This window comes from Haloferax elongans ATCC BAA-1513 (assembly GCF_000336755.1).
GTDB lineage: Archaea > Halobacteriota > Halobacteria > Halobacteriales > Haloferacaceae > Haloferax > Haloferax elongans.
Genome location: NZ_AOLK01000023.1, coordinates 170,045 through 182,720, shown reverse-complemented (window position 1 = coordinate 182,720; position 12,676 = coordinate 170,045). Strand labels below are relative to the sequence as shown.

Sequence of the window (12,676 nt, the reverse complement as noted above, 5' to 3'; positions counted from 1 at the left end):
ACCCAGTCTCACTCGGGACGGACACAGAACGTGGTGGTGGCTGCAACTCCGTCGCAACGAGTCCAGGGAAACGAACCGAGCGACCGACGCTCACCGTCGGCGTCTTCCAAGTGTCAAGTGGTGCCGGTTCAGAGCGTGCCGGTTCCGGTGTGGTCATGACAACCACCCAGTGTCTCGACGAGGTATTCGCTGCCCTCGCGAGCGTCCACCGCAGACGTCTCTTGATGGACCTCCGAGACGGCCACGTCCCACACCTCGAAGGGGCGTCGCGAGTCGTTGCGGATGGTGGCCGCAGCGGCTGCAAGCATCTGGAGGTGGAACTATTCCACACCCACCTTCCGAAACTCGACGACGCCGGATTCGTCGACTGGGACCCCCGAACCGGCGCTGTCGTCCGGGGGCCGCGATTCGACGCTGTCGAACCCGTGCTCAGACTCTTCGCCGACCACACCGACGAGCTACCGAGCGAGTGGGTGTGAGCACCGCGCAGTGACAGACTTCCGCCCTGCTTATCTGTCGTGACGGCGAACCGCAGGTATGTTCGAAGACCGACCGAATTACGACGAGGTTATCCTCGTCGGGCGGTCGAACGTGGGCAAGTCGACGCTGATGCGCGAACTCACGGGCCACAACAAGTTCACGACCGGCAAGAAGCCCGGCGTCACCCGGAAACCGAACCACTTCGACTGGACCTCCGAGAAGTTCATGTTCACGGACCTTCCTGGATTCGGGTTCATGTCTGGCGTCGACGCCGACACGCGTGAGGCCATCAAGACCGACATCGTCCAGTATATCGAGGAGAACGCCGACGACATCCTCGCGGCCGTCCTCGTCGTGGACGGAAAGAGTGTCGTCGATATTATCGACCGCCACACGACCGACGACTCTATCCCACACGATGTTGAAATGTTCTACTTCCTCGACGAACTCGACATCCCGACGGTCGTCGCAGTGAACAAGATGGACAAAGTCGACGACAAAGACGAACGGCTGGACAACCTCTGTGACCGACTCGGTCTGTTCCCGCCGTGGAAGCAGTACCGCAACATCATCGCCCCGATTACCGCAAAGCGCGGCGACATCTCGAATCTCGAATCGGCGCTCCGTTCCCACCTCCACGAACAGGGCCGCGACGATCTGTTTAAGTTCCTCTGAGGCGGTCGCCTGCCTCGTTAGACGACCCGATTTCTCAGCGTCTCACCGGCTTCGATGTGGGCGACGTTCTCGCGGACGAGCGCCGCGATGTCTTCGTGATACGCGCCCGTCGCCGCGCTGACGTGCGGCGTGATGAGCACGTCGTCGAAGTCCCACAGCGGCGAGTCTTCTGGCAGCGGTTCTTCGTCGAATGCGTCGAGCGCAGCACCGGCAATCGCCTCGTCTTCCAGCGCCGACACGAGGGCGTCTGTCTCGACGACCGGCCCTCTCGCAACGTTCACGAGATACGCGTCGTCGCGCATCGTTTCGAACTCCGGCGCGGCAATCATCCCGGTCGTCTCACGGGTGAGTGGGACTGCGAGCACGACGAACCGAGCGTCCTCGATGGCTTCGTGGAGTTGGTCCGGCGTGTAGACGGTGGAGACGTTCGGGACCGACTCACCAGACCGACGAACGCCGACGACGTCCATGCCGAGGGCGGCGGCCCGGTCTGCGACCCCCTGGCCGAGCGTTCCGAGGCCGACGACACAGATTCGTTCCCCGCGGAGTGTGAACGACTCCTCGTAGGAGGGGCGTCGCCAGCGGTGGTCGTGCTGCGCGTCGCGGTAGGTGTGGAGACGCCGAGCAAGCGTCAACAGGTACCCGAGAACCGTCTCGCCGACGGTCGTGCCGTGGATTCCGGTGCTGTTGGTGAGGAACGTCCCCGCCTCGTCGTAGACGCCGACGGGGAACTCGTCGTATCCGGCGCGGATGCAGTGAACCCAGTCGGCGTCGAAGAACGCGTCGCGGTGCCCGAACGAGACGACGGCGTCGCCCGGCCCGAACTGTTCGCCGTCTTCGACGAGTTCGACCGTCGGGTCGAGGTCGGACAGCGCATCGACGAGCAACTGTGGCGGCATCGCCTTTCCGACCGACTCGTCGAGCGCAATGCGTTCGATGTGCATGGCTGATGTGTCTCGTCGCCGGACGAAGGAACTTGCGCCCGAACTATGCCGTCTTCGACCACGGCGGCGGCAAGAGCGCGTCAGTGTCTGGGTGCTCGCGCTTCCACTCGCCCCACGTCGTCACCGTCGACGGGAGAATCTCCATTCGCTCGCCCGACTCCGAACCGCAGATTGCCTTCGCGAGAATCTGACTCCAATAACTCCCGGTTAGTTCGTCGTAGAGCACGAGGTTCCCTGAGTTTCGGACTTCGGCCTCGCCCGAGGTGGCTGAGGCCCCGAACGTTCGCCCCTCTTCGACACTGGCGTACCCGTACACGGCGGGTGGCTGCCAGAGGTGCCCGGAGACCTGAAACACCGCCTCTTCGCCATCGACACGCCGCTCGGCGACCATCCCGGATTGGCAAATCGGGCAGTACGTTACTAACACCGGGTCGCCACCGAGGGTGTCATTGACGACTTCGTGCCACCAGAGAATCGAGAGCGCGTAGGCGCGGGCCTCACCGTTGCGTTCGACCCCGACCACGTAGCCGTCGTCCGAGAGGCCTGGGCCGACTTCGTAGCCGAAGCGGTATTTCTCGGCGACGGCGAGGTCGTTCCAGTTAGGACCGACCGCCGGTTCGAGAACGGCTTTGATGCCGATAAACGGGTTTGGCGGGTCGCCACAGACGCTTCCGGGGAACCCGTGTTGCACTATCGGGTCTGGGTTTTCGGGGGCCGGAAAGCCCGCAATCGGTGGGCGGGCGGTCCCCTCGATACACCCGGCGAGGCTGGCGGTCGCTCCCGTCAAGAGGCCGAGAAACGCCCGTCGGTTCATAGCACATCTGCGGCCGCAGCGAGGGAAACAGCGACGGGGTCGTGCGTGGGTGTCGCACGGGGTGTCGTGGATGCAGTGCTATTCGCGGTGTGACTCGGGAATCAGGCAGTGGAGCGTTGTCACTCACCGGTCGAGCGCCGTCAGAAAGTGGCTCAGGTGTTAGTGAGGGTCGTCACAAGGGGCTCGGTGGGGGTAACCCTCATCATCGCCACCGGTTGATTGTCGGTTGTGCAGGTGAAGAACCTCACGCTTTGGCGTTTGTTCTCCCTTACGAGTTCATCCGTCCATTAGAAAGCAGAGAATCAAACGGGTCGGACCGATTGTCATCATCCATGTGCTGAGCAATGCCGGAGTAGTAGCTCCCCCACAGCATAGATTCAGAATCAAGAACCTCGGAGCCCCAGTATTCCGAATGTAGCTGCTCCGGACAGCCATATTGGTCCTTGATAATTTGTACAAGAAGAACAGGATCCATCGGGGGGAACGGAAGTCGTGGCTTGTCTAATGGAGTAGAACAGTAATGAACAGATTCCCAAATAGCGTTCGGCAACCGGTCTGGGTCGAACTTCCCCCGTGATTGGAAGTGTGTAATTGGCTTAGACTCATCGTCGTTATCGCCGACATCGATGTCAAAGTGGTATTGCTTTGCCACCCTCCAGGCGTCCTCTGCGCCTTCGCCATCCCAACAACAGGGATCCCCTATGCCTTGACCACGATATTCCGAGTCACGACCTGCTAATATAGTTAGATTGATTGAATAGTTAGTGTATTCATTGTCTCTAACTGAAATATATCCCCCGATTACTGCCCATCCATCATCGTTACTGAAATCCCGTGACCTGTCTCGCTGTGTTCGTTCATCGGGCGCCTCAATCTTAATTATCCAATTTGGCTGAATATTGAGAGTCCAATCTGTTGGTTCCTGGTTAGAGAGTCTGTGGTAGCTCCGCTCGAGGCTGTTTTTGTTATTCTCTTTCATTCCAGCTTGATCTTTGAGAAATCTAACCTCATCCACTAACCGTGAATACAGCTCTTTAGGCTTTGGGAGTAAAGTGTCCGGAGAAGGTAGCCGCGGCATTCTAGTTAGAGCCCTCCTGTTCCGGATTTATTGGGGGCTCTTCTGTTTCTTCTGAAACTTCCAGTTTGTCCGCAATGCGGTAGTCTTCGAACTCACCCTCTCTAGTATGATGTACATGGCTACACCTCAGGTGAACTTGACTCTCTGCGTCTCTACCATCTCGTCCTGCTGCAACTGTTTCGGGGAGTTCTTCACCACAAACCTGGCACCGCGGAAGTTCATCTACTTCGAAGACGTCTTTCCCAAAAGTGTTCAGTTTCCCGAACTGGGCCTCACGATCACTTGCAATTGCGACAACTGCACCGATCACTGATGTCGACCACCACCGGTCTGGAACTCGGTGGCTGAACACTCCATCGTAGGTGATTTCACCGCGGTTTGTCCCGTTTAACTCATCGTGATAATCTTCCAGTTGGTCAGGACGGAGCCCAATTTTCGTCGCAGCCCAGACATTATCGATGAGCGGACCAGGCGTTTCTAAGAACCGGCTACGGATCCAGCGTCCAAATTGGATTGTACTTCCGCCTTTGACATTGGGATCTGATCTCAGTCCATTATTATACTCACGCGGGACGACACTTCGAAGGGCCTCTATCGCGTCCTCCGGGGGATTGAGTGTTTCAATGAGTGCCTCGAATCCCTCCCCACGAGCTGCTTCAATCGTAGCGTAGTCTTCGAGATCAGACTCAATCAGAGCCGCATTATCACCCCCTTTTAGATCGCTGTCCTCGTAGATAGCTTCAAATTGATCGTCTCCAGCACCTGCACGTAGTGCGGAAATTTCAGAACTAAAGCCATAGATCGGGACTCCCGGATATACCTCACGAACTCGCCCTGCCATCGTGAGACCTTTGCCAGGGAACTTGCTCTTCTCGTGTAACTTCCAGTCGATGAGTACCAAATCAAGCTCGTCCAAACCCTCGATATTCTCGTGCTCTGGATTGAGTTGTTCTATGGCTTTATCAGGCCCTGTGAACTGGACTGTAGCGTTGTTCAATTCATCTTCTAGGCGTTCAGAATCCTCAATGCGACTCTCATTGTCATCGATCCACCAGATAGTGTACTCACTCATTCAGCGTCACCTCAACACAGGTCGACCAATTTTCAGTATCAATGAACTGAGCTTGACCATCATACTTCTCAGCGATATTCCGAACGATACTGAGCCCAAGACCAGTCCCTCGGCCCAACTGATCAGACAACTCTGCAGGCATTTGGGTGGATAGATCCTCGTAAATGTTGTTTACTGGGTCTGAAATAAGCGGTTGGAAAGCCTCTTCACGCGCCCCCTCTGGGAGTCCAACACCGTTATCATAAACTCGCAGGCGAACTCCTTCCTCTGATTGTTTGGCATCCACGTGAATTCTATTTCCGTCTTTTCCAGATGTTCCCACAGCTTTGATACTGTTAGTTAGTAGGTTTATAACGATTGAATAAAGTTCTGACTTAAACATCGGCGGAGTATATAACAAGTCTGAGATATCCTGACTGATCTCAACATTATAATACTCTGCGATATATTCCGTTGCTTCAATAACGTCGTCTACGATCTCGCGTACGTGCTGCTCCTCTGCTGTCTTTTGATTTCCTGTTTCCATAAAGAGGCCGAAGAGTTCCATCTGGTTCTTGAACCGCTCTTCCATGGTTCGGAGATCCGAAATTACTTCTTCGAAATCGTCGCGGCGGGACTCCGGAATATCGTCTAACACTCTCTCAATCTCGGCCGCATTACTTCCTAGACGCCCAACCATGGACCGGAGTTCGTGGGAGAACGAGAAAACGACCTGATTAACAGAAAATGCCGACCGGAAGAAGTCGATCTCGCGTTCCTTCTGGTCGATCGTGTTACGGATTACGCGTGTCGCAGTTTCGACCGCTTCGTTCGAGACTTGCCGCTCATCTTCGGGAACGGTATCTGTTGCAGTGTCCGCGACACCCTCCAACAAATCAATCGCACTATCAACGGGCTCTCGCTCGGGCTCATCTTCCTCGTCAGATGTATCCTCGTCAGGACTGTCTTTATTCCACTTATCTAGACCAACGTCCCCCGATTCACGGTCTGAATTGCCATCTGTCGTTTCGTCCAGAAACTTCTCAGTTTCTTCCTCGAGTTCTTTCCGTGATTTCACCGCTTTGTAATGGCTCCACTGGAGTGTGAGCCATTCCAGACTGAGGCTAACGATCTCACGGAGGTCATCCATGAGATCACTCTCCATGAAGTCTTCTCGGTTCGATGCCATCTTCAGATCGGCGTCAGAACTGATCATTACCCGCCCTACCAGATTCCTGTTTGAGGGGCCTGATAGGAGGATGTTATCGAAGTCCCGGTGGAAGTCCATGTTCCCACGCAGCCCTTTGAACGTTTCACTGGGCGATCGGTTTGCGTGAGTTGTCTTTTTTTGATCGACATTTAGCCAGTCGTCATCCGGGCCGCCATAGGAGAACACCCGAAACCCACCTTTGTACACACGAACCCCGCTCTGGTCATCGGCTATATCACGGGCTCGTCCAAGGCTTAAAGTCTTGGAGTCGCGATAGTGCTCTTTCGTATCCAATGGGATATACGATATTTTGAACGTTGTACCTTTGAGTCCCGTTGAGTCGTGGTTGAAGGAATACGATCGATGCCCGATCAGCTTCGCATTGAGTTCTAAGCTCACTTTACCATTAGAACCAATCTCTCCTTCGAGGCAGCCCCAGCTAGCGTCGTGAACTTGCTCGGAGAGGGATCCATCTCCTAATTCAAACTCTGGTGCCCGGAACGTTATATCGAATCCCGGGTCAGGCTCTTCACCTTCTGGGCGGTTTTGTGGTTGAACTATCGCGAGATTCACTACATTCCGTCGGAGCGTGTCGAAATCCCGTTGTGACCACGAATCCTGAAGGTTTCGTAGCCGGAGAGTCGTTCCCGTCGATATTTCGGCTTCATCCTCTTCTTCGAGAATCTCGACGTCGGCTTGGAAGGTGACTTCCTCAATTTCCTGATCAGCCGCATACTCCCGCCAGTCAATCTCCAATACTGTCCGTTCGTAGGCCCCGTCTGAGTTCTTAGCAGTCGTTTCGATCTCGAGAATGTTTGCAAGCCGTCGACAGGCGAATCGACCAATCCCTTTGTCACCTGCTTTCTCCCGGCCAAATTTCTCTGAGATGGGATTGCGACGCTTGTTCGTTGTCGCGATCCGCATGAAGTCGTCCTGGACTTCTTCCATTGTCATCCCGATTCCATCGTCTATGACGCGGATTTCACTGTCAGTCGTATCGTCTGCTGTCGCGTCTTCAAACTCTAAGATCACCTCTGTCGCGTCAGCGTCATACGCGTTTTTGATCAGTTCACCGACAGCGACGTGGTTTCGGGTGACTAGGTTTTCACCCAACTCCTCCAGAAGCCGACTGTCAATTGTAAATGTGACTGTCTCTTGGTTTGAGTCGGCCATTGGCTAATCTCACCGTAGGCAAGGTTAAAAGTATCCAGGGTGTACGCTTTCACCAGCGTGAGCAGCGGCCCGAAATCGGTGACTCTCCCTTCCGGCGAGCGACTTCCTTACTCAATTGACCGGAGAGAGGTTGAGCACCCCCGAATCACACTCAATCCTGATGGCACGCTTGCTGTCATTGTTCCGCCGGACACACCGGGGCACACATTGGTTGCTCGCGAAGAGGACTGGATTGCGGAAGAGTATCATGAACAGCAGGCTAAGCTCTTAGCGATTCGAGAACAGTACGAGGTATTGGAAGAAGAATTCACTATTTGGGGAAAGAGCTACTCCCTCATTGAACGGACTGGCCAATACGATCTCAGCATCGATGCTGCGACATTACGTGTTACATCACCCGAATCGAAGTCAACCGAACAGTACCTCTATAATAAGCTTCGACAGGCACTTTCTGTTGCAATTAAGGCGATTGCTTCAGATTTCTGTGAGCAGATAAATGTAACTTATTCGAAATTAAGTATCCGTTCACAGCGGACAAAATGGGCCAGCTGTTCGAACGGAGACACGTTAAATTTCAATCTGCGCTGCGCGTTCCTCCCAATTGGACACCTCCGCTATCTTGTCGCCCACGAGGTGTCCCACCTGCGTGAACCAGACCACACTGAGGCATTCTGGGAACTCGTGGATACTCTCGTGCCGGGGTACCAAACATACCGGGACGAACTACAGGGATTCTGGTACGCCGTGCATCATAATCGCCAGTGGCAACGACTTCTCTCTCAAGGGCCTGTTTGAGCGGGCTCTAGGTGCCATTCTCAACGGTGGCCTTCCCAATGTAGTGGTGGTTCAAGCACCTGGTGCATGGACTACTAGAATCTCTTCACCATCCGCTTCATCACATCAGGTGACATGTTGAACCCGATATGCGACACCACAGATAATCTGTTTGTAAAAAAGGACTGCCGAGAACGTAAGGATAGGTCTTTCTAGAACAAGGTCAATGAGTATAAAAGAGTGAGAATGCATACACTTTCAATCCAAACACCCCTCTCATTTCAAATAGACGATATTCCTGATAGTGAAGTCAGTATTTATAAGAATCATCCTTCCGTTTACCACCAACAACATAACTGAAATGTCTGAAAGGCCATCACTCCATGACTCGATTATTGAAGCTGGAGAGGCCATACACCAGCAGGTTCCCCTTGCCCAAGAATCCACACTTAATAAAAAAGCGGAACACTGGAAGAGTCTCCATGGACTCGATCAACACGAAAATTCTAACCTTACAATAGCCAAACAGGCAGCATTTAGTACTCTACTGAAATCTGCTCTGTACTCCGTTTACAGACTTGACGGTGTCGACCTCCCAAAGCTGGGCTCGCAGCAAACTCTCGCTGAATGCTTCGCCATTGCTAAAAAAGAAACCAATAACGAAGCGTTCACTAGATACTTCCTTGACGAAATAGCACAGGCAGCAGGCGATGATACGCTTCACCCGGTTATCGACGCCCGTCACCTTCTGTTAGATGCCGATAATAAACCTGAGCTAATCGGGCGTATCTTTGAGGAGATAGTCCTCCAAGATTCTCGCCGTAAACTCGGCCAATTCCGAACCCCGGACCACGTTGCACGAATACTAGCTGACTGGTCGATTGATACAGCAGAAGATACAGTACTTGATCCGGGCATGGGGGCAGGTGCGTTAACCGCATGTGCGTACGAAACCAAGATCGGGCTTCCTGGGCCCTCTCGCGTCAATGAGATGTATGGTATCGATCTCAGTGAACTCGCCGTGGTGATGTCTGCTACCGCACTCAAACTCGTGAACGGCGAAGGGTCACCAAAGGTATTCGCCGGAGACTTCATGGAGACTGTCAACCCAGACGCAAAGGAGCGACTGGATACCGAGAAAGCGATCCAATTCCCTGAATTCGATGCTATCCTATCCAATCCACCATATTCACGTCACCACGAACTGAGTAAGTTCGATAAAAGCCGAATCAAAGAGATCGCACAAGCTGAGTCGGGCCTATCACTATCTGGACACTCTCCAATGTATCTCTTCTTTTTCATCCACGCAGCGCAGTTCCTGGCACCTGGGGGGAAAATGGCGTTCCTCACTCCATCTGAGTTCTTGGAAACGAACTATGGAGAACCACTCAAGCAGTTCCTGCTCAACGAGTTCCACATCAAGGCCCTAATCCTACACAACAACCAGGACTCGCTGATATTCGACGGTGCAAAAACAACCTCCTGTATCACACTCCTCGAAAAGAAAACAGGTGACGAAGATTCGGGCCATACCCAGTTCATTGAGCTATCTGATTGGTCACTGGGCGACGAACTACTCGACGATATCAAGAACGGTGCCGAAGGAGTCACAAATTATGGTCACATCCAATTGGTCGACCAAACTAAACTATCACCAGATGAGAAATGGACTCACCATTTCGGACCAGACACCGAAACCAATCCAATCGCCAAGAGTCCTGATCTAAAGCCTCTCCGAGAAATCGGGACTCTAAAGCGAGGTATTGCAACAGGTAAGAATGATTACTTCTGCCTCACAGAACACGAAGTGAAAGCGGCGCAACTCGATACGAAATACTTGTCCCCTCTAGTTCGGAAGTCGCGAGGCAAACCTCGCTACAATTACACCGACGAAGATTTTGAGGAGTGGACAGCTGATGGTGAGGAAGTTTGGTTATTATACCACGTCAATGAGAACCGTAGCGAGATCGACGACGTTGCGCTTGACGCATACCTACGGTATGGGGAAGAAATAGGAGCAGATACGAGCTACTTGGCTAGTAACCGTGACCCATGGTACCTTGTGGAACGTCGAGAACCGGCAGACATTCTCGCGACCTATATGTCAAAACAGGGTTTCAAATTCACCCACAACGAAGCCGGAGTTCGGAACCTGAACAACCTGCACTGCATATATGTTGACGAATACGACAAACAGCAAACGAAAGCGCTTCTTTCGTATCTCAACAGCAGTGTTGCCGACGAAATTGTTCGAAAAGCAGGCCGAACATATGCTACTGGACTTAAAAAGGTAGAACCAAACGAGTTGAAAGAGGCACTCGTTATGGACCCAGGAGACCTCACGGATGAACAAACTACCACTCTTGCTAGTCTCTTCGACGACCTCTGCACTACTGCACGTAGCGACTCTGAGGACGAGGAAGACGTCATCAAACAGATCGATACATACCTCGCCGACATGTTCCATCAGGAAATTCAAATTGACTCTGAACCTTCTACTGTGGGAAGCATTCAGTAGACTAAGTGGCGGCGTTTGAATTAATGGCACTCCGGGATTACGAGTAGGGCAGCATTTCTTCACGGATCATTGGGTGTACATCAGAGGGCCAACACGAATTAGTTCAGTACATTCTTGATGACAAATTGTTGACTTCTCTGGTGAAGCTATCGGCGAATACCTGACTTCAGCGATGCCTTTGTTGACTATCAAGTCATATAGTAAAACCATTTTAATTCAACTCGGCTAAAACACCAAATCAGCAATATTCTCAAACGTTGCTGAAAGAAGAGCCCGAACATACACTTAACTAATCATATAAATGGCAACAAGAATCGACTTCTGTCGCCGTGAAGAGTGTCGCCGTGCGAGTCACGGGCGACGGCCGAATCGACATCGACACACCAAGTTCGTGAACTAACCTGCCTACTCCCACTCGGAATACAGTCACAGCCTCACGAACGATACAACTGCAACGCGACCAAGAAGACGAGCAAAAGCGGGATAATCGGGGCTGCAACTTCCAGCGGAACCAAGACCAGCACTATCGCGGACATAATCACGAACTCCAGCACCACCAACAAACTGAGCACTTCGACTGGGTTTGCCATCGTTCGGAACGGGGCCCTGTGACGGTGCTCTCCCTACGGTAGCATCAATTTGGCGGCCGCGCGAGACGACCCGCAAGTATCTCTTAGCCGTCGCCGCCCGCGTCCGCTCCCGACGACGTGGACTCGTCCCACCGAGCGAGTTCGGCGTGCTCGGCCGCGACGCGCTCGACACCGTCCGAATCCAGCCTCCCCTCCTCAGTAACGACGCCATCGGCGAGGTCCGACGGAACAAGTTCGAACAGCGGATTCGATACCGTAATCGGCAGGTCTCCGTCGTACAACGCGCCGCCTTCCTCGCCGACGACGGTGTCGTCGCCGCGAATCTTGTCGCGGGCGCAGACGGCGAAAACGGGCACATCGGCGCGGGCGGCCGCCAGTGCGACGGGGTAGCTTCCGACCTTGTTCACCACGTCTCCAGACGAGAGAACAGCGTCGGCACCGACGAGGACAGCATCGACAGCCCCGTCCGCGACGAGGCCGGGAAGCGCGGCGTCGGTCGTGAGCGTGGTTTCGAGACCCTTCTTCGCCAGCGATTCGGCGACGGTGACTCCTTCGAGCCCCGGCCGGGACTCGGCGACGAGGACGCTCGGCCCCGCGTCTTCGAGTGCTGCGCGGACGGTCCCTGAGCGCGAGAGCGTCGCCACGTGGTCGTAGCCCTCTGTTCGAAGCAGTTGCGCAGCCTCCGCCGAGGCGACGTCGTCGGCTTCTGCTGCGGCGTCGATTTCCGCCGCAGCTCGTTGGCACAGCGCCTCCGTGTCCCCTGCGGCGTCGGCCAACACGCGGTTCACGCGGTTCGTGACGGCGGCCATGCTGGGCCGGGCGTCGCGTAGGCTGCGGCCAAACGAGACGAGTACTTCCCACGATTCGGCGTCTGAGGCGGCGTCCCGGAGGACTTCGAGCGCCCGAAGCGACACCCACGCAGAGCCGTGGGCGTCGTCTGTCTGGACGGTTTCGAGCGTTGGTGCCACTCGGCGGTACGTCGGCCACAACTCGGGGACGGTGTCGCGCTCGCAGATGACCGGGGCGTGGACCCACTCCACCGCGGCGAGTTCCTCGTTCGGAGCAATGTCGCGGTGGTTCACGTCGAACATGAACGCGTGGACGGTCCACTCGCGCTCGCCGTCGGTGATGTGCATCGGTTGGGCGGTGTTGGCCAGCGTCGCCTCGGTGACGCCGACTTCCTCTTCGAGTTCTCTTCGCGCGTCGTCTTCGGCGTCGTTAGGGTCGCCCTCGACGTATCCCGAGACGCCAGCCCACTTACCGCTGTAGGTGCCGACGGCGTCGCTGCGGCGGGTGAGCAGGATGCGTCCCCGGTTGCGGAGAAACGCGGTGACGACGTGTGCCATATCCTGAAGTACGCTCGGCAGTG

11 protein-coding genes are annotated in these 12,676 nt (G+C 54.7%); 4 read left to right on the top strand and 7 right to left on the bottom strand.

What is annotated here, in order from left to right:
• Window positions 1-155: 155 nt before the first annotated feature.
• Both C453_RS17500 and engB read left to right on the top strand, forming a co-directional pair.
• Window positions 156-479, top strand: a complete 324-nt coding sequence (locus C453_RS17500) for a DUF7344 domain-containing protein (RefSeq protein ID WP_049907853.1) — start codon at window positions 156-158, stop codon at window positions 477-479.
• Window positions 480-537: 58 nt separating this feature from the next.
• Window positions 538-1,155, top strand: a complete 618-nt coding sequence (gene engB, locus C453_RS17495; RefSeq protein WP_008326634.1) for a GTP-binding protein EngB — start codon at window positions 538-540, stop codon at window positions 1,153-1,155.
• A 17-nt stretch (window positions 1,156-1,172) separates the two neighbouring features.
• Here the strand turns inward: engB and ddh are convergent, their stop codons facing one another.
• The 5 genes from ddh to C453_RS17470 all read right to left on the bottom strand — a co-directional run bounded on the left by ddh (window position 1,173) and on the right by C453_RS17470 (window position 7,425).
• The gene (ddh, locus tag C453_RS17490; RefSeq protein ID WP_008326632.1) at window positions 1,173-2,099 is read right to left on the bottom strand and encodes a D-2-hydroxyacid dehydrogenase; all 927 of its coding nucleotides are present in this window, start codon (window positions 2,097-2,099) and stop codon (window positions 1,173-1,175) included.
• Window positions 2,100-2,142: 43 nt separating this feature from the next.
• Window positions 2,143-2,913: a DUF3179 domain-containing (seleno)protein gene (locus tag C453_RS17485; protein WP_008326631.1), complete on the bottom strand. Its 771-nt coding sequence runs from the start codon at window positions 2,911-2,913 to the stop codon at window positions 2,143-2,145.
• A 268-nt stretch (window positions 2,914-3,181) separates the two neighbouring features.
• Complete coding sequence (locus C453_RS20710; protein WP_241429830.1) at window positions 3,182-3,928, bottom strand: hypothetical protein; 747 nt, start codon at window positions 3,926-3,928, stop codon at window positions 3,182-3,184.
• A gap of 64 nt (window positions 3,929-3,992) precedes the next feature.
• Window positions 3,993-5,063: a DNA-binding transcriptional response regulator gene (locus C453_RS17475; protein ID WP_008326630.1), complete on the bottom strand. Its 1,071-nt coding sequence runs from the start codon at window positions 5,061-5,063 to the stop codon at window positions 3,993-3,995.
• The gene (locus tag C453_RS17470; RefSeq protein ID WP_008326629.1) at window positions 5,056-7,425 is read right to left on the bottom strand and encodes an ATP-binding protein; all 2,370 of its coding nucleotides are present in this window, start codon (window positions 7,423-7,425) and stop codon (window positions 5,056-5,058) included. The genes C453_RS17475 and C453_RS17470 overlap by 8 nt, the downstream gene beginning before the upstream one ends.
• A 57-nt stretch (window positions 7,426-7,482) precedes the next feature.
• On the opposite strand from C453_RS17470, the gene C453_RS17465 reads away from it, so the two are divergent.
• Both C453_RS17465 and C453_RS17460 read left to right on the top strand, forming a co-directional pair.
• Window positions 7,483-8,220: a M48 family metallopeptidase gene (locus C453_RS17465; RefSeq protein WP_160163414.1), complete on the top strand. Its 738-nt coding sequence runs from the start codon at window positions 7,483-7,485 to the stop codon at window positions 8,218-8,220.
• Window positions 8,221-8,503: 283 nt separating this feature from the next.
• Window positions 8,504-10,717, top strand: a complete 2,214-nt coding sequence (locus tag C453_RS17460) for an HsdM family class I SAM-dependent methyltransferase (protein ID WP_007541764.1) — start codon at window positions 8,504-8,506, stop codon at window positions 10,715-10,717.
• Window positions 10,718-11,151: 434 nt separating this feature from the next.
• On the opposite strand, the gene C453_RS20490 is transcribed toward C453_RS17460, so the two are convergent.
• Together C453_RS20490 and C453_RS17455 are read right to left on the bottom strand one after the other, a co-directional pair.
• On the bottom strand, window positions 11,152-11,307 hold the full coding sequence (locus C453_RS20490; RefSeq protein WP_008326627.1) for a hypothetical protein: 156 nt from the start codon (window positions 11,305-11,307) through the stop codon (window positions 11,152-11,154).
• Between the two features lie 83 nt (window positions 11,308-11,390).
• Complete coding sequence (locus tag C453_RS17455) at window positions 11,391-12,653, bottom strand: NUDIX domain-containing protein (protein WP_008326626.1); 1,263 nt, start codon at window positions 12,651-12,653, stop codon at window positions 11,391-11,393.
• Between the last annotated feature and the right edge of the window lie 23 nt (window positions 12,654-12,676).

What these genes read in the sequence shown, in the direction of transcription:
- C453_RS17500 (WP_049907853.1), top strand. Translation starts at nt 156, where the DNA reads ATGACAACCACCCAGTGTCTCGACGAGGTATTCGCTGCCCTCGCGAGC.
- engB (WP_008326634.1), top strand. Translation starts at nt 538, where the DNA reads ATGTTCGAAGACCGACCGAATTACGACGAGGTTATCCTCGTCGGGCGG.
- ddh (WP_008326632.1), bottom strand. Translation starts at nt 2,099, where the DNA reads ATGCACATCGAACGCATTGCGCTCGACGAGTCGGTCGGAAAGGCGATG.
- C453_RS17485 (WP_008326631.1), bottom strand. Translation starts at nt 2,913, where the DNA reads ATGAACCGACGGGCGTTTCTCGGCCTCTTGACGGGAGCGACCGCCAGC.
- C453_RS17475 (WP_008326630.1), bottom strand. Translation starts at nt 5,063, where the DNA reads ATGAGTGAGTACACTATCTGGTGGATCGATGACAATGAGAGTCGCATT.
- C453_RS17470 (WP_008326629.1), bottom strand. Translation starts at nt 7,425, where the DNA reads ATGGCCGACTCAAACCAAGAGACAGTCACATTTACAATTGACAGTCGG.
- C453_RS20490 (WP_008326627.1), bottom strand. Translation starts at nt 11,307, where the DNA reads ATGGCAAACCCAGTCGAAGTGCTCAGTTTGTTGGTGGTGCTGGAGTTC.
- C453_RS17455 (WP_008326626.1), bottom strand. Translation starts at nt 12,653, where the DNA reads ATGGCACACGTCGTCACCGCGTTTCTCCGCAACCGGGGACGCATCCTG.